Annotated in this window: 20 protein-coding genes and 1 riboswitch; of the genes, 6 read left to right on the plus strand and 14 right to left on the minus strand. The window is 44.4% G+C overall.

Annotated elements, in window-relative coordinates; translation table 11 throughout:
• Positions 1–42: 42 nt before the first annotated feature.
• From BIW15_RS08305 to metA, 4 genes are all read right to left on the minus strand, one after another.
• Entirely contained in the window at positions 43–2,202 is a 2,160-nt protein-coding gene (locus BIW15_RS08305; RefSeq protein ID WP_077280822.1) for a GGDEF domain-containing phosphodiesterase, read from the minus strand.
• Entirely contained in the window at positions 2,202–3,131 is a 930-nt protein-coding gene (locus BIW15_RS08310) for a phosphate/phosphite/phosphonate ABC transporter substrate-binding protein (protein WP_021486610.1), read from the minus strand. The genes BIW15_RS08305 and BIW15_RS08310 overlap by 1 nt, the downstream gene beginning before the upstream one ends.
• Before the next feature lie 330 nt (positions 3,132–3,461).
• Entirely contained in the window at positions 3,462–4,187 is a 726-nt protein-coding gene (pilW, locus tag BIW15_RS08315) for a type IV pilus biogenesis/stability protein PilW (RefSeq protein ID WP_042780523.1), read from the minus strand.
• A 149-nt stretch (positions 4,188–4,336) separates the two neighbouring features.
• Entirely contained in the window at positions 4,337–5,278 is a 942-nt protein-coding gene (gene metA, locus BIW15_RS08320; protein WP_023623471.1) for a homoserine O-succinyltransferase, read from the minus strand.
• Between the two features lie 377 nt (positions 5,279–5,655).
• Between metA and BIW15_RS25080 the strand changes: the two genes are divergently transcribed.
• On the plus strand, positions 5,656–6,015 hold the full coding sequence (locus tag BIW15_RS25080) for a hypothetical protein (RefSeq protein ID WP_005477703.1): 360 nt from the start codon (positions 5,656–5,658) through the stop codon (positions 6,013–6,015).
• A 112-nt stretch (positions 6,016–6,127) separates the two neighbouring features.
• On the opposite strand, the gene BIW15_RS08330 is transcribed toward BIW15_RS25080, so the two are convergent.
• Positions 6,128–7,555, minus strand: coding sequence for an APC family permease (locus BIW15_RS08330; protein ID WP_025587532.1), 1,428 nt, complete (start codon positions 7,553–7,555; stop codon positions 6,128–6,130).
• Between the two features lie 685 nt (positions 7,556–8,240).
• Between BIW15_RS08330 and BIW15_RS08335 the strand changes: the two genes are divergently transcribed.
• The gene (locus tag BIW15_RS08335) at positions 8,241–9,200 is read left to right on the plus strand and encodes an LpxL/LpxP family Kdo(2)-lipid IV(A) lauroyl/palmitoleoyl acyltransferase (RefSeq protein ID WP_005500398.1); all 960 of its coding nucleotides are present in this window, start codon (positions 8,241–8,243) and stop codon (positions 9,198–9,200) included.
• Positions 9,201–9,264: 64 nt separating this feature from the next.
• Here the strand turns inward: BIW15_RS08335 and BIW15_RS08340 are convergent, their stop codons facing one another.
• Positions 9,265–10,737: a carboxypeptidase M32 gene (locus tag BIW15_RS08340; RefSeq protein ID WP_021486516.1), complete on the minus strand. Its 1,473-nt coding sequence runs from the start codon at positions 10,735–10,737 to the stop codon at positions 9,265–9,267.
• 221 nt (positions 10,738–10,958) lie between these two features.
• Here BIW15_RS08340 and BIW15_RS08345 point away from each other — a divergent pair, with 221 nt between their 5' ends.
• Both BIW15_RS08345 and BIW15_RS08350 read left to right on the plus strand, forming a co-directional pair.
• Positions 10,959–11,594: a LysE family translocator gene (locus BIW15_RS08345; protein ID WP_005464660.1), complete on the plus strand. Its 636-nt coding sequence runs from the start codon at positions 10,959–10,961 to the stop codon at positions 11,592–11,594.
• A complete protein-coding gene (locus BIW15_RS08350; RefSeq protein WP_005477711.1) occupies positions 11,595–12,161 on the plus strand; it encodes a hypothetical protein in 567 nt (188 codons plus the stop codon).
• 108 nt (positions 12,162–12,269) lie between these two features.
• On the opposite strand, the gene BIW15_RS08355 is transcribed toward BIW15_RS08350, so the two are convergent.
• Positions 12,270–13,646 (minus strand): sodium:alanine symporter family protein, encoded by a 1,377-nt coding sequence (locus tag BIW15_RS08355; RefSeq protein WP_005464704.1) that lies wholly within the window; start codon positions 13,644–13,646, stop codon positions 12,270–12,272.
• Positions 13,647–13,763: 117 nt separating this feature from the next.
• Positions 13,764–13,865: riboswitch (glycine riboswitch) on the minus strand.
• A 528-nt stretch (positions 13,866–14,393) separates the two neighbouring features.
• On the opposite strand from BIW15_RS08355, the gene BIW15_RS08360 reads away from it, so the two are divergent.
• Positions 14,394–14,552 (plus strand): hypothetical protein, encoded by a 159-nt coding sequence (locus BIW15_RS08360; RefSeq protein ID WP_005477734.1) that lies wholly within the window; start codon positions 14,394–14,396, stop codon positions 14,550–14,552.
• A 31-nt stretch (positions 14,553–14,583) separates the two neighbouring features.
• Positions 14,584–15,318: a hypothetical protein gene (locus tag BIW15_RS08365; RefSeq protein WP_062853899.1), complete on the plus strand. Its 735-nt coding sequence runs from the start codon at positions 14,584–14,586 to the stop codon at positions 15,316–15,318.
• Between the two features lie 81 nt (positions 15,319–15,399).
• On the opposite strand, the gene BIW15_RS08370 is transcribed toward BIW15_RS08365, so the two are convergent.
• From BIW15_RS08370 to BIW15_RS08400, 7 genes are all read right to left on the minus strand, one after another.
• The gene (locus BIW15_RS08370; protein WP_025521641.1) at positions 15,400–15,783 is read right to left on the minus strand and encodes a hypothetical protein; all 384 of its coding nucleotides are present in this window, start codon (positions 15,781–15,783) and stop codon (positions 15,400–15,402) included.
• A 101-nt stretch (positions 15,784–15,884) separates the two neighbouring features.
• A complete protein-coding gene (locus BIW15_RS08375; RefSeq protein WP_029856628.1) occupies positions 15,885–16,250 on the minus strand; it encodes a VOC family protein in 366 nt (121 codons plus the stop codon).
• 158 nt (positions 16,251–16,408) lie between these two features.
• Positions 16,409–18,358 (minus strand): LTA synthase family protein, encoded by a 1,950-nt coding sequence (locus BIW15_RS08380; RefSeq protein WP_060657624.1) that lies wholly within the window; start codon positions 18,356–18,358, stop codon positions 16,409–16,411.
• Positions 18,359–18,562: 204 nt separating this feature from the next.
• Entirely contained in the window at positions 18,563–19,975 is a 1,413-nt protein-coding gene (locus BIW15_RS08385; RefSeq protein ID WP_179115250.1) for an ATP-binding protein, read from the minus strand.
• A complete protein-coding gene (locus tag BIW15_RS08390) occupies positions 19,965–20,621 on the minus strand; it encodes a response regulator (protein ID WP_005464355.1) in 657 nt (218 codons plus the stop codon). The genes BIW15_RS08385 and BIW15_RS08390 overlap by 11 nt, the downstream gene beginning before the upstream one ends.
• 3 nt (positions 20,622–20,624) lie before the next feature.
• Positions 20,625–21,260, minus strand: a complete 636-nt coding sequence (locus tag BIW15_RS08395; RefSeq protein ID WP_143694958.1) for a hypothetical protein — start codon at positions 21,258–21,260, stop codon at positions 20,625–20,627.
• Between the two features lie 14 nt (positions 21,261–21,274).
• A complete protein-coding gene (locus tag BIW15_RS08400; RefSeq protein WP_069488589.1) occupies positions 21,275–22,069 on the minus strand; it encodes an SDR family oxidoreductase in 795 nt (264 codons plus the stop codon).
• Between the last annotated feature and the right edge of the window lies 1 nt (position 22,070).

Genomic DNA, 22,070 nt, shown 5'->3' on the forward strand with positions numbered 1-22,070 from the left:
CCAAGCGAGAAGCAGAGCGTTATGAGCTTTTCATGCCAGTTTTTAACTTACGATGGAAGAGGCATTGTGCTTCATTGCTTGGCAGGTGTTTTCCAGTTCTAGGAGCTGCGCCGCTGGAACAGGCTTGCCTAAGAAAAAGCCTTGTGCCACATCGCAATTTAGACGCTCGATCAGCGCCAGTTGTTTTTGGGTTTCTATACCTTCTGCCACAACTTTCATTCCGAGGTTGTGAGCCATTGAAATGATGGCGCGTACCAGAGAGTCATCTTTGTTGTCTTGCTGGGTTTGTGCGATAAACGAGCGATCGATTTTAAGCCCATCAAAGTTAACTTGTTGAAGATAGGACAGGGCAGAATAGCCAGTACCAAAATCATCTAACCAGACTTCAATACCAGTGGCTTGCAGTTTGCGCAAAACGAAGTGGGCTTTTTCTATGTCGTCCATCAAAAGTGACTCCGTCACTTCTACGTGAATGTCTTTGGCGGATACATTGTATTGCGATAAAAAGTGCTCAAATATGAGGCTAAGATCCTGACGGTAGATTTGTCGTGGGGACAAGTTCAACGCGATATGAAAATCATGGTCAAATGCTTCTGCCCATTCCGATCTTTGCTTGATCGCGGTTTCGATCAAATGCTCACCAAGATCGAGAATCAAGTCGTTTTGTTCTGCAATCGGAATAAACTGTTCAGGGCCAATGTAACCTTTCTCGGGATGATTCCATCGCACTAATGCTTCAACCCCAACCAACTGGTAGGTCTTAAGGTCAAATTTAGGTTGATACCAAAGCTCAAACTGAGATAAGTCGTGGATGGAGCGACTCAGTTCTCTTTCGATATAGAGTCGTTGTTTCACCGTCGCATCGAATGCGGGATCGTAAACGGACATAATGTCTTTGCCGCGACGTTTTGATTCTTGTGCGGCAAGGGATGAAAGTTGCAGCAGCGAATCTGCGTTACAACCAAACTCTGGATATACCGCGACACCAAGGCTGGTGGTTAAGCGGATATTGTGACTGTCGAGCCTCAATGGCGATAGCACTTGTCTATGAATTTGGTTGGCAATCTCGCGCGCTTCTAAGCTGTTGTTGCAAGGGAATACAACGACAAACTCATCCGCCCCAACGCGGCTTGCGAGTATCCATGGTCGATAATCTGGTTCGATATAAATTGGCAGTTCATTCCTTAATAACGCGGAAAGGTGCACCAGTAATTTGTCTCCAATATTGTGGCCGTAGTTATCGTTGATGTGCTTAAAATCATCCAAATCGACAAACAGGACGGCAAGCGCTGGCGCTCTCTTGGTGCTGATTTGTTCTTGAAGATCAATCAGCAACTTTTCACGATTAGAAAGCGAAGTCAGAATGTCGTGATAGGCCATGAACTCAACACGGGTTGTGTAGGTGTTTACCTTGTTAGACATCTTGTTATAGGCAGTAATCAGCTCACCAATTTCATCTTTGCGTTGAATATCGGTAACTGGAAGTGCTTGGGTATCAAATTCCGAAAACTGTTCACTCAACTGTTTGATTGGTTTCACCAACGATCGACCTACGGCAAACGCGAATAAGCTACCCATGAAGATAGAAATAATGCTGATTGCCAGCAACAAAATAAACATGTTGTGTTTATCTTTAGACGTTATCGCTGCAACTTGTGCAATGTTTTGCTCTTTTTCTTCTAATAAATGGGCAAGGTTAAGCTCCAAATATACGGCTCCAAGCGTCACATCTGATTGGTGAATAGGCGCGGCAATTTCCAGTTGTTCTCTAGATAGAGCGACTTGGACACGTTCTTGTTCAATTGCCTTAAGAATAAAGTCTGAGCGGTAGTGGGGCTGAGCAAACATGGCAAGCTGAGGTGTACCGTCGTGGAATACAAGTCCATCGTTATCTACAACATGGATTTTTGATACGTCCGGTTGGCTTAAGGTTGCCGTAATCTGTCCATAGACTTGGCTGATGTTATCGTTGTAAAGCGGATCAAACAGCTGCTTAGACAACAACTCCGCGTACACTAATCCTTTTTGTTTGACGTAGGATTCCGTCTTATCTTGAGAATTTTGCGTAATCTGCTGCGCGAGATTGTTTGAGTATGTGTCGTAGCCATGCATGTAAAGTACAAGGTTGACCACAACCACCAAAACAACGACGGAGATGGTCGCGAAAATGTATTTGGTTTCTAGCGAAAGTTTGTTCAGCATCAGTTTGCCTTTGGTAGCAAGTTAACAGACTTTCGAACCGTGTCGAGAGACGTTGCCATATCTGGCGTGAGTGCTGATATGCGCTTGGTATTTTGGAATACATCCAAGGCATGCAAACCTTCTGGTGAGGCATCCATTTTCAATAAAATCGATGTAATTTCATTTTTGGTCGATTGGCTCAAAGTTGGTGACGCTAAAACCAAATCACGCGGGATCTCAACCGAGTTATGGAAAATGGTCAGTTTTTCCTTCATGTTTTCTGGCAAATCTTTTGGGTTGTTCCAGTTGAAATTACTGAACGCCCCGGCGGCAACGCGCTGTTTATACACCCAAACGGATAGGTTGATTTCGTTGGATTGTTCCAAATGTTCATCCAAAAACAAATAGCCGATACGGCCTTTCGTTGGGTGATCATCTATAGAACGAAGGTATTCTAATTTTTCGCCTTGGTTGAGCAATGTAATGGCAGGTAAGTAAAAGCTGCTGGTGGAGTTGCGACTCTCGAAAATGAGCGTTTTGCCGCGCAGATCGGCCAAGGAATGAATGCCACTGTCTTGATGGGTGAAAAATACAGAGTGGTATTTTTCGAGTCCCTTTTTCCACCTTACGGCGAGCACTTGGCTGTTAGATTCTCGTTCTAGGGTTACGGCGTTAAACGGTGTAGCTGTTGCAATTTGAACGCTGCCATTTTTGAGAGCAACTGCAAGTTGTCCATAGTTGTTGAAGACTTGTACCGACCCAGAGGTATAACCGAGGTGATTCAGCCTTCCGGACACATATTGAGCAAAGGGTGTTGCTTTTTTGATTTTACTTTTTGCTTTGTCGGAAACGATACCTACGGTAAATACGAGGTCATTGACGGGTTGAGCGCTAGCAAGAAAGGGGGAGCTTAAAGAAGCAAGCAGTAAGAGTGTGCAGGCAGGTTTCATCCGGCGTCAACATCCTTGGGTATATGTTCTTGAACGACAAGATTCAAAATAAAAGCAAATTGCACTTCAACGAAGCGCACAATCATTCAGTAATTATTGAGTTAGAACTCAAAAAGTGACTCGGTCACGTATCTTTCAAATAGTACCGATTTTGAATGTTAAGTACAGGAGTAATGTCGCTCTTTCAGTGACTGAAACACAAGTGAAACAGGGGATTTGTCGGCGTTCTGAGAAACAAGGCTCACTTAACTTGAACGGTGTAAGTGAGCCTGAAAATAAAATGAGAGGTTAAGCAAAGACTTATGCTGTTTGGGTTATTAGTGTGGCTCGTTAAGACATGTGTTCTAACTGTTTTACGTATTTTTGCTCTAGCGCTTCATTACCTGCCGCACGTTCTAACTCGATCATAAGTTGCAGTGACGGTTTTTTCACACCGTACATTTGATTAAATCGCATCAGTCGAATTCTTGCATCGGTAAAGTTGCCACTTTCTATTTCGAGTTTAGCCAGTTGGAGAATCGATTTTGGGCGGTGTGGGTCGTGATCGATAGCTCGCGTAAAGTAGTATTTTGCTTTGTCTTTATCTTGTGATTTTAATGCGCAGAAAGCGGCGTTTTCGTAGCTTGCAGGGATGAGGTAGTAATAAGGTTGTTCAATTGCGCGGTTAAACATTTGGTCGGCTTGTTGGAAATCACCTCGTTTACATAGAAATGTTCCGTAGTTATTGAGCACGTTGCCGTTTTTGGTGTGTTGGCGTAAAGAGCGTTTGTACATGTCTTCTGCTTTCGCATCTTCACCAACGGTTTCGTAGTAGTGTGCCATAGAAAGCTGTGCGCGATAGTACTGTGGGGCGTGGCTCAAGGCTTGTTGCAAATTGTCGTGCGCTCGGATCATATTGCCACCTTCGAGATAACCAAGCCCAAGAGCGATGCGAGATTCTGCCATAGCAACAGGATCGGCCTTCACGATAGGAGCGCCGTTTTCTTTTACGGTAACACAGCCTACGAGTGCAAACTGCGTCATCAACATTAGTGCACTGAGCGTTACGGTTTTCATTCTTCTTCCCCACATCCCTGAATCTGACAGCATGATATGAATTACGTAGCAAAAGCCCATTGAGGAAAAAGCACTATGCGATCAGGTTTGCAAACTGATATGAAAAAGCCGCCAGATGGCGGCTCGGTTCACAAACTTAATTCGTTGATTTAATCGTCTTTAGTGAAAGCATCTTCGCTGAAGTGATCCAGATCGTAAGGCGTTTGTTGGTATACGCAGTAGTTGAGCCAGTTCAAGAACAGCAAGTGTCCGTGGCTTCGCCAACTCGCAATGGGAGAGTTGTCAGGGTTGTTGTTCGGGTAGTAATTGACCGGAATTGCTGGCTCCATCCCTTCACCCAAATCCCGAATGTACTCATTGTGAAGAGTGTGTGAGTCATATTCTGGATGGCCGGTAACAAACACGTTTCGCTTGTCTTTGGTCGTTGCCAGATATACGCCCGCCACATCGGATGTGGCGAGAATATCTAAGTCAGTATGTTCTTCTAAAAAGTGTGGCGAAAAATCGGCATAACGCGAATGGGGCGCTAAAAACGTATCATCAAACCCGCGCAAAATAGGGTGGAATGGATTATGAATTTGGTGATGATATACACCGGAAAGCTTTTCTTTACGCGTTTTTTTCGGCAAGTCATACAACAACTTTAAGCCAGCTTGCGCCGCCCAACACACATACAACGTCGAGGTAACATGGTCTTTTGCCCATTCCATGATGGTTTTTAAATGATCCCAATAGATCACATCTTCAAATTGCACCAGACCAAGTGGCGCACCAGTGATGATAAGACCGTCGAAATTCTTCCCTTTTACCATCTCAAACTGACGGTAAAACGTATCTAAATGCTCGGTTGGTGTGTTTTTGCTTGGTCGATTATCGATGCGCAGTAGCTCGACGTTTACTTGCAATGGACTGTTTGAAAGGAGGCGAAGAAACTGCGTTTCTGTTTCGATTTTCTTGGGCATCAAATTCAGAATCAGTACTCGCAAAGGACGTATTTCTTGACTCGCGGCACGAGTTTCGCTCATTACAAAGATGTTCTCTGTCCTTAGTACATCTGAAGCAGGTAGTTGATCTGGAATTCTAATTGGCACGACTTTCTCTCCCTAAGCTTAGTCAATCTAGACGTCTATACTTCTAAAGCTAACTTAAATTAAAATGGATGTCGATACGAAATGTGACTTTAGCCAAGGTTATTTCAAAACGCTGATAGCAGAAGATGGCGACACCTATTAGATAGTATGGGAAAGGCACAGCAAAGCAGCCAGCAATTGTGATTAAAACAGGGTTTCTGATGAGACGAGGTTGAAACGAGGTGACTATTATTTGATGCGCATTATGCGATCAAGTTAGTATACAAACGTGACTTGAATGTAACTTAGTCTCTAAATCGTGAGCCATACTAAAAACTATTCGCTCGCTCAACCCACGTTGTGTGCGGTATTTGGAGACATCGTCAGTGGAGGACATTATGTTCGGTATTTTTAAGAAAAAAACGAAAATTCAGAGCATTGCTCAAGAGGTTCCAAGCGTGTTGTTGCGTTCGTTTGGCGATAAAAACACTTACGTTCCCGATGAAATTGATCAGGCACTTCAAGAGCTTGGCTATGACAAACAAAAAGATCTAAATCATCATTATTACGCGTATGGCATGTTCGCAAGCGAATCATGTTACGAGCAACTAGGCCTAACCGATGAGCTTGGGAACTACGGCCATTTTCAGCGCGAAGTCGGCAAAATGCTTTTGAATACACCTGAGCCAATAGACATGCATATCTACTTCGAAATTTCTCAGCAATACCAAAGAGAAGGCAAACGAAATACTCACTAGAGCGCGTGGGATTGCAAGCATGCTTTGCATGATTTTTAGACAAAATATGTAAAAACAAAAAGCCGCGACAGGTAACTGCCGCGGCTTTATTCTATTGCGTATTTCGGAAAAATTAGCTTGCTAATGCTTCGATTAGTTGAGCTTGAGAGCGAACTTTTCGATTGCGATACATCACCGCCGCGATAGCTGGCAAACTGAATGCGATGAACCCCAATACGAGTGCATACGCGCCCGTTTCTGCGCTGATACCTGCTGGTACGTCGAACGACACCACGATAGTGATCATACAGCTAATTAATCCTAAACCTGCCACTAAGCTCATTCCCACTTTGCCGCCAGGGACTCTAAATGGTCGTTCGATGTTTGCGTGTTTGCGTCGTGACACCAAAAAACTAATAAAGATACACACGTACATCACCATGTATAGCTGAGTCATTAAGATGTTCAGCAGCCACATACCTTGGTTAACGTTTGGAACCAAAATAAACACTAAGGACAACACGCTAACGATAGCCCCTTGCAATAAGAGTAGGGCGACAGGTGCTTGGTTTTGATTTTCTTTCGACAGTGCGAGTGGCATAAACTGGTCTTTCGCCGCCACATGCAAACTCTTCGTAGGTGCAATAATCCAGTTATTCAAGCTTGCTAGCGTGCCAAACACAATCGCCAAAGCTATCACAGGCAGCATGAACGAGAGGTTCAAATCATCAAAGAAGGTTTTGAACGCCAAGATCACACCTTCGCTTAAGCTGGCGTGATCGCTTGATACCACCGATGAAATTGACAGCGAGCAAGCTGTTAAAGAAACCAAAATCAGCGCCGTAGAAGCTAAGAGTGCTTTTGGATACGCCTTTTGTGGATTTTCTACTTCACTTGCATATGAGGTGGTAATTTCTAAACCAGTCAATGAAAGCACGACTGCGGTGAAACCTGCCCCAATTCCATCTTGAGAGAAATCGGGTAGCCAGTCAGAGACATGACTAAGGGAGATATGAGACTCACCCGGATTGGTATATGCCCAGTAACCACCCAAGCCAATGATCAGCAAAATTGGGAAAATGAGCCCTAGAGTGCCAAACACGTTTGTGATCATCGATGACAAACGTAAGCCGAATATATTTACCAATGTTAGCGCCCAAAAAATCACGTTAATCATGATTAACATGAAAATATTATTCTGCGCTAGTTCAGGAAAAAATGGGTAGGCACCTGTAGCGACAATGAAAGAGATCAGCGGCGGGTAATAAACGATATTTTCCGCATATTGATACCAAACGGTCGCAAAGCCGAAGTTAGGTCCAATCGTTTCTTTTCCCCAAAGATAGACGCCACCCTGTTGAGGGTAAGTCGTGCTTAGCTCGGCACACACTAAAGCTGTGGGAATGAAAAAGCATAAACCAGCAAGTAAAAAGAAAGAGATGGCATGACTACCAAATAAGGCGGCACCCGGTATGTTTCTGATGCTATCAACGGATGTAACCGTAATCATGATCACAGAGAAAACACTGAGTTTAACAGCGGACTTAGCGATATTGCTCATTCGATACCTTTAATAAACGAGCCACGAATTCATGGTTGGAAAACCCGCGTGCTACAAGTAAGACGCGCGTATTGTAGGGTTGTTATAAACGGCGGGTATATAGCGAAAAATGGTATGTATTTACCCAAAAATGAACCGAAAACTCAGTGATTTATTTGTAAGCAATATAAACGTTTGCGTTGGTGTATTGGCGCGAAAAAAGTAAAAGAGACACACAACAAACTGCCTCAGGTTGACCTTCACCCAAGGGTAAGCGTTAAGTTAAAGGGAACGAAAATCGTTAAGGAGAAGTCAAATGGGATGTTGTAATCAAGCGCCAAAAGGTGGAACAGGCAAGCTATCATACTTAATGTTAGTTATCGCTGGATTGTTTGCGGCTATTTTTTTGATCGCCGTTCTTTGGGGGTAATACGCAATCCAAGGTATTGTAAATACACGGTTATGTTTATCCAAACTTTATGAAAGGCGGGTGGAATCATTTCACCAGTAGATGTTAATGTCCGAGCGCGTCTTTGGTGTTTTTGCACGCCCAACATATTCTTGTAAAGTTCTTATTGTGTAGTGTGTCGAAGAACCATAGAATCCGCGCGCTTTAATTTATGTTATTAGCGTTATCAATGATAAAAGTGCTTTTTATTATCATTGTTTCTCCCACTTATAGATGCTCGCATCTGACATTTCATACATGAATAAATACAAAAAGCCTGAATTTAAGGCTAAATTTCTTTTACCTCGTTATTGGGGTACGTTAATTCTCATCGGCGTGATGTACTCATTGAGCCTTCTTCCTTTTAATATTCAATTAGCGCTAGGACGCGGTATTGGCCGTTTAGCCATGCGAATAATGAAAAAGCGTCAAGTGACGATACGGCGCAATCTTGAGCTTTGTTTTCCTCACATGGGCGAATCTCAACGCGAGGCAATTTTAAAAGATAATATCGACAACTCCGGTATTGCACTCTTTGAAACAGCGATGGCATGGTTTTGGTCAGATAAAAGAGTCAGTAAGCACGTTACGATTAAAGGAATGGAGCATTTAGAAGCGTTAGAAAAGTCCGGTAAAGGTGCCTTAATGTTGGCCGTCCATTCAATGAACTTGGAATTAGGTGCTCGCGCATTTGGCATTCAAAAATCTGGGACGGGTGTCTATCGACCAAACAACAATCCGTGTTTCGACTATTTCCAATACAAAGGTCGTTCTCGTTCTAACCGTACGTTGATCGATCGTAAAAATGTCAAAGCCATGCTTGAAGCACTCAACTCTGGCGAGCGTGTTTGGTATGCGCCGGATCATGATTACGGAAACAGACGTTCGACGTTTGCTCCGTTGTTCGCGGTTAAAAATGCCTGTACAACAACGGGCACTAGCTTGCTAGTCGATAATACAAATTGCGCAATTGTCCCATTTACGATGGTCAGAGGCGAAGATGGGCATTATACCTTGACGATTGATGCGCCAGTGGATGGTTTTCCAAAAGACGATCCCGATAGTGCTGCGGCTTTCGTTAATAAAATCGTTGAAACATCTATCATGGCAAGCCCAAGCCAATACATGTGGCTCCACCGACGTTTTAAAACCAGGCCAGAAGGTGAAGACTGCTTGTATAAACCAAGACTTGTCCCTGCAATGGATATCAGTATTTAAAAAGAAAAATGCCCAAGGAGCTACGTTCCTTGGGCATTGACTTTCTAGAGTCTAAGCTCAGCAGTTATAGGTAACGACTTTTTAAGTGGGCTTGGAAGTGTTGAGCATTAAGTGTTTCACCTGTTGCTTGTTTTACGAGCTCATCGGTTGTTAACAAGCTACCTTTGCTCCAGATATTGTCTGATAACCAAGTAAAGATAGGTGAAAGGTCACCACTTTGAATTACACCATCAACGTCGATCGTCTTCTTCATCGCTGCCATAAATTGTGCCGCGTACATGGCTCCTAGTGTGTACGATGGGAAATAACCAAAAGAGCCGTCTGTCCAATGGATGTCTTGCATACAACCATTTTTGAAGTTGCCCTCTGTAGATAGACCCAGATACGCTTTCATTTTCTCGTTCCACAATTCAGGGACGTCAGTGTGTTTAATCACACCGTTCATGAGATCTCGTTCAATTTCGTAGCGAAGGATAACGTGCGCAGGGTAGGTCAGTTCATCTGCATCAACTCGGATGAAGCCTTTTTCTACTCGCGTGTATATCTTCGCTAGATTGTCCTTCGCGAACTCGTTACCAGAGAAATGATTTGAAGCCAAGCGAGCAAGATGATCGATAAAGGCGTTGTTGCGGCCAATTTGCATCTCGAAGAATAGAGATTGTGATTCATGAATGCCCATCGATCGCGCTTCACCCGCTGGTGTGCCAGCCAATTCCTTAGGTAAGCCTTGTTCATAACGAGCGTGGCCAGTTTCGTGCACGATTCCCATTAATGATTGCATAAACTCACTCTCGTCGTAACGAGTCGTGATACGCACATCGGTAGGAACGCCGCCACAGAACGGATGGACACTCTCATCGAGTCGACCATGCTCGAAATCGAACTGAAGCAGCTTCATCACTTGCAAGCCCAGTGCTTTTTGTTTTTCAGCAGGGTAATGGCCGTTAGGAAGCAGAATGTTATTTGATTTTTGCTTTTCTATTGCTTCGTCAATTAAAGAAGGCAACCATGTTTTGACGTCAGAAAACAGTGTATCTAAAGAAGCCGACGTCGTGCCTGGCTCGTAAACATTTAGCATCGCATCGTATGGCGTTGTGCCATTTGCGTCTGCACGAATTTGAGCCTCTTCTTGGGATAGCTTTACAACTTCTGCCCAGTTCTTCTCAAAACCGGCCCAGTCATTATTAGCACGCTGTGTGCGCCAAGCGTGCTCACACTTCGAACCGGCAAGAGAACTTGCTTGAACTAATGATTCTGGAAGAAGGTTTGCAAGCTGCCATTCGCGTTTCATTTCACGTAACATGGCTCGCTCTTGCGTGGCGAGGGTTTCTTCTTCTGCTTGTGCAAATAGATCCTCAAGATGCGGCTGAGTCATGAGCGAGTGGATGTGTACTTCAAGTTCAGCCATTGCGTTGGAGCGTGCTTCAGCACCGCCTGATGGCATCACAGCAGCTTGATCCCAGCCTACAATTTCTAACAAATGGCCAAAGTTGGCGACTTTTTTTGAATGTTCGACGAGTTTTGTAAATGCATTCATTGTGACTACTCTTATTTTTGTTCTTTCCCTAAACACCCGAAAAGGGTCCTTCATATCAAGTCGCGCTAAGCAACTGAAGTTAATTTACTAATAATTAACATTTAATGACGTCTCATTGTCCACAAATTCATCCGGTTGTATAGCGCTCTTAAAAAAGAAGCTTGCGAATCGAGTTGATTGGCGGTATTGATGACGCATTACCCATTAATTCTCACAACAATATGGACATACTAAATTTTGAAGCGTTTCTTATCGCTATCACGATTTTAACGCTGACGCCGGGGCTGGATACCGCATTAGTTCTTCGTAATACAAGTCGTTCGGGCTTAAAAGATGGGTGTACAACAAGTTTAGGCATTTGTTTTGGCTTGTTTGTACATGCGTTTTTCTCTGCCGTGGGCATTTCTGCCATCCTTGCACAATCCGCTGAGCTATTCCAAATCGTTAAAATGATTGGAGCCGCGTACCTCATTTGGCTTGGTATCAGCAGTTTGAAAGCGCTAATGGCTTCAGACGGAGGCATTACTGTCGCTGAACAAATTCAGCAGGTATACAGTGGAAAACGTTCGTTTAGAGAGGGCTTTCTCTCAAATGTACTAAACCCAAAAACGGCAGTGTTTTACTTGGCATTTTTACCGCAATTCGTTAACCCGGAAGGCTCACCATTGTTGCAATCTATGACGATGGCCGCTATCCATTTTGTTATCGCAATGGTTTGGCAATGTGGCTTGGCGGGGGCTTTAAACTCAGCAAAGAACTTGCTCAAAAATGCCAGCTTTATGAAATGGATGGAAGGAGTAACAGGTGCTGTGCTTGTTGCGCTAGGAATTAAGTTACTGATTGAAGAACCACTTTAAATGCGCAATTTATACCGACTTGCTTTAATGCTGACGCTGTTTTTGTTGGGGTTTGCGAGTGCTGTTGCTTGGATGACATTACCACAAATCAAGTTTTCACCTCGGGGGATGGAGTGGGGGTGGCACTGGGCGCACTTTGAGCCGTTTTCTAATGGTATCCAAAAGGCGCGAACGCACGACACCAAACAGCTCTTGTTAAGACGAGTTTACCTTGACGATGCGATCGTCGTTTTTGTATCTACGACGTTAGACAACAAGTTTGAAATCGATGTTGTGCAGGAGAAAACTTGCAAACCGAACGCCACAACTTGGGCATCCGTATCAGTGAATCGCCAGCGAATGGCGCATGTGCCAATGGTGTGTGATAGCGTCGGACAGAGTTATTTTTACCGTTACATAGGTAAGCATTTGGATTCGCTAGAATTTGGCGTTGATGAGTCTTTCATTACGGAAGATTTTGCCCATTGGCCAATCGCGGATATTAAAGTTGATCAGTTCAAACAGCAAAATGCTAAGTTTTTTGAACAGCGTGGGGAGAAGGTTGAACATCAGTGGTTACGTGATTAACGCTGTCATCTGAATCTAGATAAAAATAAAGCCCGCTAAAAATGAGCGGGCTTTGTGTTTTAAGGTTTCTAACTCGTTTAAGTGCAGGCTTAACGGTTCTTTGTAGAGCTATGCTTTTACCGCATCAAGATCATCAGATTGAACTGAAGGGTTAAAGAACAATTTAGTTTCTGCCAGTACAACATGACGAAGCGCAATCAAACCAATAAGGTTAGGGATCGCCATCAAACCGTTTACGATATCTGCCAGAATCCAAATCATGTCTAGATGCAGGAACGCGCCTGAAGCCACTAGAGCAAGGAAGATAATCTTGTAAGGCAGAACCGCTTTTGTGCCCATTAGGAACACCACACAACGCTCACCGTAGTAGTTCCAACCAAGGATCGTTGTAAACGCAAAGAACATCAGACCGATAGACACCAGCATTGGGCCAAATGTTTCTGCGTTGAGACCAACAGCAAAGGCATGTGTTGTCATCGCGGCACCTGACAAGTCACTTTGCCAAGCGCCAGTTAGGATCAGGGCTAGACCTGTCATGGTACAAATGATGATGGTATCGAAGAAGGTACCTGTCATCGAAATCAAACCTTGTTTAACACAAGAGTCTGTTTTCGCTGCTGCTGCGGCCATTGGCGCGCTACCCAAACCCGATTCGTTTGAGAATACACCACGCGCAATACCAGATTGGATTGCCAACATGATGCTAGCACCTAGGAAACCGCCCGTTGCTGCGGTAGACGTGAAAGCAGATACCAACACAAGTTCAACAGCATTTAGTAGTTGATCTGCGTTCATGATGATCACGCTAAGACACGCCAACACATAAAACAGCGCCATTGCTGGAACCACTTTACCTGCGACACTTGCGATAGATTTGATGCCACCTAGAGTTACAAATGCAACCAAAAGCGTCAGGATGAAAGCTGCAAGCTCACGGTTTACACCTAGAGAGATTTCACTTGCATCAAGAATCGCATTTACTTGCGGGAACGTACCGATACCAAAACAAGCAACCCCAAGTGAGAATACCGCAAACATGATGGCTAGTGCTTTAGAGCCAACACCATATTGTAGGTAGTACATTGGGCCACCAATCATTTGGCCATTGTCGTCAACGCGTCGGTATTTAACAGCAAGCAGACACTCAGCGTATTTCGTCGCCATTCCGAATAGGGCAGCAAGCCACATCCAGAATAGGGCGCCAGGGCCACCAAGTTTGATTGCGGTTGCAACGCCGACAATGTTACCAGTACCGATAGTTGCAGAAAGTGCAGTACAAAGTGCTGCGAAGCTAGAAACGTCACCCTGTTTATCAGATGACTTATCTTTACTGAATACCATCGCTAACGCGGTTGGTAGGTGTTTAAACTGGATCAAGCCTAAGCTAAAAGTGAAGTAAACACCGGTTCCCACAAGCAAAATAAGCAGTGGTGGACCCCAGACAAAGTTATCAATGGTTTGTAGTAAAGATTGTAGGTCGTTCATGATTTCCCCTTAATAAAACAACTAATAAGGAGAAGAGGGAAAGGACGAGATCAAGGATCTCTAATAGAACTAAGCTATTTAAAGAAGGCGGGAACGCCAAATAGTTAGGTTGTAACTTTCCACTCCTCTGTCCTTTTGCCTGAGAGTTTCACCCCGCACACATGTGCAGGACTTGCTCCTTCGGCGACCGATTTAACGGTTCTCTCCAGAGGTTCCTCCAACTACAGTCCCCGCTACCAAGGTAGCACCTGAAATAGTTAATTCTTCGGCGAGTTAATCTAACCAAATGTTAAGGTTTGGTTAATAACCACTCTCCTGCAGTCTTCATCGGAACATTTACTCAATCAAATGAGTAAAGGTTAGTTAATGATGCTGGTCACCATTAACGTGTGAACTCTATCATGTTTCTTGACCATTTCAACACCCTTGGACGATTTATTTTCAACACATTTTTGAACAAAAGGTATTTTTATGACGTACTGGATAGAGGTTTGTTGAGTAGAGTAGGGAATCGATACTATTTCTATTGGTAATATTCTCACTTACCAACATAATCTTTGGTAATGCATCGCCAGTGGGCCTTAGGTAAGTTATTCAATTAAGAGCACAAAATTGATCCAATCTAGCGCACGCGGATGAAAATCTACGCTAAGTTGACCTTGCGTAACGTAGAAATGAGTTACAATAAACTTTTGTGAAACTGTCTCAGGAGTTAGTCAGTTTTACGCGATTGGACAAGGAGGCTGTATGACCAGATTGTTAGCCATTGCGGTATTGATAGTTGTAGCGTTTGTGCTATTCCGTTATCGAACCAATGAAAAAGTCCAAAAAGCGACTGTCATAACATTGATCGGCGCATTCCTGATTTATACCGCATCCATTGTGATTGCGGAACTGATTCGCTAGCAAGATAGAAGAGTCCTTGGAGTAATATACGGTGACTTCTCAAAAAAATATTGAAGAACAAGATGAAGTGGTTGTCATTGAGGAACGTGACAAACGCACACACATATATATCGCAATTGCAGCGGTACTAGGCCTGGCATTTGGGGGCTTGGTTGGCTCCGTTTTGACGGCTAATAAATGGGAATCTACTTACCAAGTTTTAGAAGATAAATATCAAGCGCTTGCGCAAGATAAAACCGCGTTAGTTTCTCAAGTTAAAACTCGTGAAGAGTCGCTAGACAAAGAAATCCAAGAGAAAGTGGATGCACTGCTCGCAGAAAAGGACGCTGCACATCAGAAAGCGCTGAAAAAACTACAAACTCAGCTTACCGAGGTCGAGAAGGTTAACTTGTCGTTGGAATCTCAAGTGAAGCAACAGAATGACAAGTTGAGCTCGAGCAAGACAGAGAATGAAAAGCTAACTCGCCAAGCGGATATGCAAGCAACCATGTTTGAACGCTCTCGTGAAGTGTTCCAGAAAGAACTCAAAATCTCGCAAGATCTAGAAGCGTTAGAGAAAGAGCGCGAGAAGCTACTGCCGAAAATCGACAAGCTGAAGAAAGAATGTGATGTGTTCTTAGAAGGGAAGTCGTGGGATGTAAAATCCGATGCTTGCGATAAGCACGATGAAGCAAATTCTCGACTTAGCCAAATCGATCAACTAATTGAAGTCTACAAAATGGATCTCAAACAGATCAAAGAAATTACATCGGATATGGGTTTATAAGCTCAACAATACACTCGATTGTTCATATAAAAAGGAGCTCACTGAGCTCCTTTCCTTTTACCTATGTTAAGCTAAAACTCGTTAGATACGAGAGGCATCATAACCTGATGCAAGCAAAAGTTCTCGTTCATACCTAATGAGTTGAGCACGATCTTCAATTAATTCGTTCAAAGCTTGAGATGGCTTTCCTGCGAGAGTTTTGAAAGCAGCAAACGTTTCTGCACTGTCGATCTCATCAATCATACTGCTAATGACATTGCGCGCTTCACACGGATTGTTATCTGTAGTGAAGTATTCTACTTGTTTAGCTGCAGCTTTCATTTCTGTTAATAGCTCAAGCGGGCTTGTGTCTCTTGCTACCGCCATGTAGTTGTCTAACACGCGCTTAGCATAAAGCAGTTCTTTTAGTGGGATATCACGTCCACTTTCAATTAGGGATTCGCTAAGGATCATACTTGAGCTCATGGGCATTCCTTTAGTTATATACAACGCAGCTTATAAGTGTCCCATGAGTCTAATTTATTGAAGTCTAGTTGGGAATGGTAAAAAGCATTTTTAACGCATTTTTATTCACTGATGAACACACGAATGCGGTGCTTATCAGGATCGGTAGCTACAAAATTTAACCCATACACCGAGGTTATTGGTGGCTGAATAAAGTCTACGCCCATCTCTTTCCACTTGTTGTAAACCAGTTCCAGTTGATGGCCGTCTGCTACAGACAGCGATAACTCGGTTCCTCCACCTTTCACCATGCTGACTGGAGTGAGCGCGTTACTTTGTTTGAGCGTAAGTTTGACGCCATGGGAAACTGGCATAGAAGCAAATGTAGGAGATAAAAGCGTGACCTCACAATCAAACAGTCTCGAGTAAAATGTTTGGCTTACGTGGATGTTTTCTACATAGAGAACGAATGAATTGATAGTCAGCATGGATTATTCCTCAACTTTGTTAAATAGATGAGGCTGAATTTACCGAAAGAGCATGACAGGTGTTGTCAGTAGTGAATTTTCACGTTAAAAATCTAGTCGCTCTAAAACAAAGAAAAGGAGCCATTTGGCTCCTTTTTTCCTAACTGAATCAGCGGATATTAGTTGGTACGTTTCGAAGAGTACCAGTTGTTTTGATACGCTTTAGATGCAAACAGCGCGTTTGCTTTTGCTCGGTCAATAACGGATTCATCGACCTCTAGCGGTTTCATCGTTTGGCTTTCAAAGTCGTATTCCATGGTCGACACTTTTTCGCCAGGAGAAAGTACAACCAAGTTATCTCGGGTTAAGTAACCGAAGTTTTTGTCGTACTGCATCATTGCGCGTTCATCTTCGCGAGCCAGTGGCTTAGTTAAGTCACGGCCAATCATCGGTGTTTTTGCGTCCACACCAATAAGAGACAGCAGCGTTGGCGGCATATCAATGTTGTTGGCGATGCGGTCATCTTTACGTGGTTGAATGTCTTTACCAATGATCAAAGCAGGGATGTGGAAGTGCTTAACAGGAACAAGGTTTGCACCAAATACACGAGCATCGTGGTCCGCAATTACGATGAAAATCGTGTCATCCCAGTATGATGATTTTTTCGCTTTGTCGAAGAACGTTCCCAAAGCGTAATCTGAGTATTTCACCGCGTTGTTTCGCGTCATGTGCTCAGAATCGTATTGTTCGATTTTACCTTCTGGGTACTCATAAGGACTGTGGTTGCTTGATGTGAACACAAGGCTGAAGAAAGGTTTGTCGCCTTTTGAAAGACGCTCAAACTCTTCATCTGCTTTATTGTAAAGATCTTCGTCACTCACTCCCCAAGAGCCAACAAAGCCTGGGTTCGTATAGTTTTTCTCTTCAACAATTTGGTCGAAGCCATTGCCGAAGAAGAAGGTCTTCATGTTATCGAAGTTTGCTTCACCGCCGTAAATGAACTGTGTGTGGTAGCCTTGTTCTTTCAGCAAATCAGCAATAGTAAAGAAACCCGTTTGGCTCTTACTCAGTTTAACAACCGCGCGAGAAGGCGATGGCGGGAAGCCTGTTGTTACCGCTTCGATACCACGAACTGAACGAGTGCCCGTTGCGTACATTTGTGTGAACTGCCAGCCTTCTTGCATTAGTTCATCAAGGTTTGGTGTAAGAGGCAGACCACCCAAAGAGCCCACAAACTGTGCGCCCAAGCTCTCTTGTAACAAGATAACCAAGTTTTTACGCTTGCCTTGGTACGTCGCTGGGTTGCTGTTCATGGTTGGTAGCAATGTAGGATCAAAGTCGACCTTCGTTGATGAAGCGCGAACGAGATCCAACATTTTTTGATTGTCCATCTTGCCGTAGAACTGCTCTGCGCTCTTTTCTGACTTCATATTGTTGACAGCAAATAGCAATGAGTAAGACGAATTCAGTGCTAAGTCGTTAAGCAGTGGATCGTTCGAAAACGCCACCATAGCAGGGTTGAGCGGACGGTGACCCAAAGACGAACGAGCGCCTGCAACACAAAGAAGCACAACGAAAATCGCCAAAAGAGGGCGCCATTTCCAATTGATTTGTTGCGCGCTATCGGTCAGTTTTTTGCTCCATTTCCAGCCTAAAACTAGCGTCAAAGCGGTGCCGATTGCACCAATAAACAGTTCTAGTTTGTAGCCAGTCCAAAGCATGCTCATCACTTCTTTCGGGTAGATGAGGTATTCAACAAACAGGCGGTTTGGACGCAGGTCATATTCTTGAATGAATGGCGCCGTTGCCAATTCCATGTACACAAGAATCCATAGCCCAGCGACCATCCACAAGCGCAATACCCATTTCCAGCATTCTCCGACCTTGCCTTTTAGTGGCATGAAAGAAGAAAGCAGAGCAGGGAGGATGAACAACCAGCATAACGTTGCGATATCAACACGCACGCCTTGGCCTAGGATGTAAAGGAAGTCGTTGAAGGATTCAATACGATCAAACTGCCAAAAGGCGAGTAAAATGCGTGATATGGACAAAAATGCAAGTGAAAACAAAGAAAAAACAGCGAGAGGCTGCAATGGCCCAAACATGGGGCTCTTAGACGAACTTTTCATATTTATTTTGTGATGGACTTAGTCGTGATGTTGTGTCGTTTCTAGCAAAGCGAGCGTGAAATAAACGTGAATTATAATGAAAATCTATGGACTGAATTGTAAGTATTCGTATGTCTATGTAAGAGTGGGAGGCGTCTCATGCTTGGTGCGAAACAAGGCGATAGAAGTGTGCTCCATATCGCCTTTTTAGTCGTCTTTTTTTTGCTAGTGCTTTGGGAATGCGACGACAAACGTGTTCTTGCCATTTTCTCTCGTAATCAGCTCTATCGTTGCGCTGTGTAGCGTGGCGATATCTTTGCAAATAGACATGCCCAACCCCGCACCATCGCCTTTTTCTGAGTGACCTCGGTAGAATTGTTCAAAGATCCTTTCTCGCGTTTCTTGTGGAATCTCCGGGCCAGTGTCGGAAACCAAGATTTTGATGGCATTTCTATTTTCTTGCACACTAACTTGGATTTCGTTGTGTGCGCCTGAATAGCGAATGGCGTTGTCTACAAGGTTACGGAACAACACTTCTAACAACATTTTGTCGCCAGAAAGCGCGACTTCCGCTGGTGAGAGGCTGATGTCTTGATCTTGTCTTAAAGCAAGTGGCGCTAAATCGGCGACGACGGTTTGCAGCAATGGGGTTAGTTCGACGTTGTCAAAGACACGTTCAGATAAACTGTCTACTTTAGCAAGTGTAAGCAGTTGGTGGATGAGACGGTCAGTTCTTTCAATGCCTTGAAGGATGTTGTGTAAGTCTCCGCGTAACTGCTCTGGGTCATTACTTTCAAGAGCGTTTTCTACGTTTAGGCGCAGGATTGTCAGCGGCGTTTTGAGCTCGTGTGCGGCGGCTCGCGTAAAGCGCTTCTCTCTCTGCCACGCTTGTTCAAGTTCAGAAAGCAATGAATTGAGTGCTTCCACCAACGGAGCAAGCTCGGTTGTATTGTCGGTAACATGAATGCGGTCTAAGCGGTGCACGTTTCGTTGCGTGATAGCCGTGCGTAGATCGTTAATCGGTCTGAAATACCTGTCTATCAGCCAGAACAGCAACAGCAGCAAAGTCGGCAATAGTAGTAACTGTTCGATGGACGTCGACAGAGCGATTTCGTGGATGATCTCTTTCCGTATCTTTTGCTTTTCAGCAACGACCACGTATTCGTTCTCATGCTCAGTTTGTGGTAATGAGAGTTGGAAAGTGCGCCACTGCACGCCGTCTTTGGTAATGTCGTCGTAGCCGTTGTTGTCAAAAGAAGAAGAAAGAGAGCGCAGATTCGGAGTGGAACTCCAGATCAACTTGTTGTCACGGTAGAATTGAAAAACGAGATTCTGTTCGTAGGGGTGACCAAATTTGGTGGCTTTGTCTTCGTCGCTTTTTGCCAAAGAATCGATGTTCTTCATCCACTGGTCGAATAGCTCTCTGTGGTTGGCGAGAGTGTCCGTTTCGGTTGAAATGGACAGCGTCAGCAGCATCAGCTTAGCGGATTGCCCAAGCCTAGCGTCATAAACTTCTTCGACTTCGTGTTTGGCTGACTGAAAGCTGAAGTACAAAGAAATAAGCAAAAGCGCGCTGACTAACAAGCCAACCGAGAGCGTCAGTTGGCGTTTAATGGAGTAAGGTTTTTTATTTTTCAAGAATGTACCCCACACCACGAATGTTTTTGATGGCGACGTTGGGGGCTTTTTTACGTAGGTTATGAATGTGAACTTCTATCGCGTTGTCGCTTGAACCTTCATCCCAGCCGTGTAGCGATTGTTGCAATTGCTCCTTACTTTGTACGCGTCCGGCGTTCGTCATCAAGCTGGTGAGGATTTTAAATTCGTTGCGCGTGAGTTTAAGCGGCGCGTCATCGTAGCGAATGCTTTGTTCCGATAAGGATAAAGACAACTGCCCAACCTGAATGATTTCTTCTGCACTGCCAGATTGACGGCGAATCAACACACGCAAGCGAGCGAGCAACTCTTCGAGTGCAAACGGTTTTCCGAGGTAATCATCTGCGCCGCCATCAAGGCCTTGAACGCGATCGCGAATGTCGTCTCGTGCGGTAAGTATCATCACTGGGAGCTTAAATCCGCCTTTGCGAATATTACGCAGAACTTCCAATCCATCGATATCGGGTAGAGTGAGATCCAAAATTACGGCAGTGAACGCTTCTGTTTTGAGTGCGCTAGTCACGCCAGACCCTTTTTCCACCCAATCCACGGTGTATCCATGGCGACTTAATGAAGTCACCATGGATTGACCGAGTAGTTTGTCATCTTCTACGAGTAATAAGCGCATAGATTATTTCAATCTCCCAAGAGTCACTTCAATTTCCAGTTTTCGGCCTTTATCCGCCAAAGGTCGGTCAGGGCGAGGTGATGCTTGCATTGCGCGAGTCAAATACACTTTCGCTTCTTTGTCTCGACCTTCTTCTGCAAGGAAGTCTCCATAAAAATAGTTCGGATCGATGCCTTTTGGATTGATCTCTAACGCTTTTTTCAACATTTCTTCGGCTTTATCGTCATCACCAAAGCCAATTGGCCACCCCGGGACTTTGTAATACAAAGAACCTAAACTGGTGTATGCAGAGCCATCAAGCGTTTGCGGTGACGTTGCAATTACCCCTTCGAGTAAAGATTTGGCTTCTTTGGCGAGTGATAGTGCACCTAAGCCACCTTGAGCACCAGCCAGCGATGCTTTATTGATTGCCAGCCAAACAGTGAGTTCGGGATTACCGGGTTCTCTGTCGAGATAAATACTGGTTTTGGCAATCGCACGATGGAAGCATTGTTCCTTTTCGTCACCATCGGGCGTGCTGTACTGACATTCCGCCCATTTCTTTTGAACCTGTTGCAGTGGAGCATTACCTGCCAACGCAGCGGTCGAAGCTAACGTTGAACAAACCGTTAAAGCGCAAAGTAGTTGTTTGGTATTCATCGTCCATGTCCTCTTCAATGACTGACTCGGTTTACGTATTGGTGAATGGTTTCTTGTTGCTTACGAATCGCAGAAGAAACCACGTTTGGAAGCAGTTGATTGATGCGTGCAAAAAGTTTTTCTGGCCAACCAATCCATTTCGCGGAAATTTCTTTTTCCAACATGGTGACAACGTGATCGGCTACAACTTGCGGCGAGTCCGTTTTGTTACCCAGTTGTCGATTCATTTCATTGACGGCATCGCTATTGAGTGAGGTTTCTGTCGCTCTTGGTGCTAAATACAGCGCACGGATTCCGGTTGCGAACAGCTCTCTGTCGAGCGATTCGGTAAACCGGTGCAATCCCGCTTTTGCCGCGCAATAGGAGGTATAGCCAGGGTAGCCAATTGAGCCGAATGTTGAACCAATATTGAGAATCACCCCAGGCTGTTTTAACCATGTCAATGCCGACTGGCACAGCAGCATCGGCGCGACGAGATTGAGTTGGATTTCGTCTGCAATCTGCGTTGGTCGTTTGTGGCTTAACAATGAGAAATCGTTGCTGCCCGCATTGTTAATCAGTGCGTCCACTTTTTGATGTTGACGCGCTCGATCTTTAATCGCTGTTAATCCTTCTGATGAGGTGATGTCTGCAACGACTACATCATGACGTTCTGGATTTGACAGTTCACGCTGTAGTGTTTGCAAGCTCTCTTCGTTTCGCCCAACAAGAATGAGGCTAGCACCGCGTTTTGCTAACTCTTGCGCGATGGCTCGCCCAATTCCGCCCGTTGCGCCTGTCAGGAGAATGGTGCTGTTGTTAATGTTCATG

The organism is Vibrio sp. SALL6 (assembly GCF_002002385.1).
Lineage (GTDB): Bacteria > Pseudomonadota > Gammaproteobacteria > Enterobacterales > Vibrionaceae > Vibrio > Vibrio parahaemolyticus.

Bases quoted from the DNA above. Each gene is read 5' to 3' on its own strand.
- BIW15_RS08340 (WP_021486516.1), bottom strand. From the start codon at position 10,737: ATGAATGCATTTACAAAACTCGTCGAACATTCAAAAAAAGTCGCCAAC.
- BIW15_RS08335 (WP_005500398.1), top strand. From the start codon at position 8,241: ATGAATAAATACAAAAAGCCTGAATTTAAGGCTAAATTTCTTTTACCT.
- BIW15_RS08390 (WP_005464355.1), bottom strand. From the start codon at position 20,621: ATGCGCTTATTACTCGTAGAAGATGACAAACTACTCGGTCAATCCATG.
- BIW15_RS08380 (WP_060657624.1), bottom strand. From the start codon at position 18,358: ATGAAAAGTTCGTCTAAGAGCCCCATGTTTGGGCCATTGCAGCCTCTC.
- BIW15_RS08375 (WP_029856628.1), bottom strand. From the start codon at position 16,250: ATGCTGACTATCAATTCATTCGTTCTCTATGTAGAAAACATCCACGTA.
- BIW15_RS08360 (WP_005477734.1), top strand. From the start codon at position 14,394: ATGACCAGATTGTTAGCCATTGCGGTATTGATAGTTGTAGCGTTTGTG.
- BIW15_RS08310 (WP_021486610.1), bottom strand. From the start codon at position 3,131: ATGAAACCTGCCTGCACACTCTTACTGCTTGCTTCTTTAAGCTCCCCC.
- pilW (WP_042780523.1), bottom strand. From the start codon at position 4,187: ATGAAAACCGTAACGCTCAGTGCACTAATGTTGATGACGCAGTTTGCA.
- BIW15_RS08400 (WP_069488589.1), bottom strand. From the start codon at position 22,069: ATGAACATTAACAACAGCACCATTCTCCTGACAGGCGCAACGGGCGGA.
- BIW15_RS08330 (WP_025587532.1), bottom strand. From the start codon at position 7,555: ATGAGCAATATCGCTAAGTCCGCTGTTAAACTCAGTGTTTTCTCTGTG.
- BIW15_RS08305 (WP_077280822.1), bottom strand. From the start codon at position 2,202: ATGCTGAACAAACTTTCGCTAGAAACCAAATACATTTTCGCGACCATC.
- BIW15_RS08350 (WP_005477711.1), top strand. From the start codon at position 11,595: ATGCGCAATTTATACCGACTTGCTTTAATGCTGACGCTGTTTTTGTTG.
- BIW15_RS08345 (WP_005464660.1), top strand. From the start codon at position 10,959: ATGGACATACTAAATTTTGAAGCGTTTCTTATCGCTATCACGATTTTA.
- BIW15_RS08395 (WP_143694958.1), bottom strand. From the start codon at position 21,260: ATGAATACCAAACAACTACTTTGCGCTTTAACGGTTTGTTCAACGTTA.
- BIW15_RS08370 (WP_025521641.1), bottom strand. From the start codon at position 15,783: ATGAGCTCAAGTATGATCCTTAGCGAATCCCTAATTGAAAGTGGACGT.
- BIW15_RS25080 (WP_005477703.1), top strand. From the start codon at position 5,656: ATGTTCGGTATTTTTAAGAAAAAAACGAAAATTCAGAGCATTGCTCAA.
- BIW15_RS08355 (WP_005464704.1), bottom strand. From the start codon at position 13,646: ATGAACGACCTACAATCTTTACTACAAACCATTGATAACTTTGTCTGG.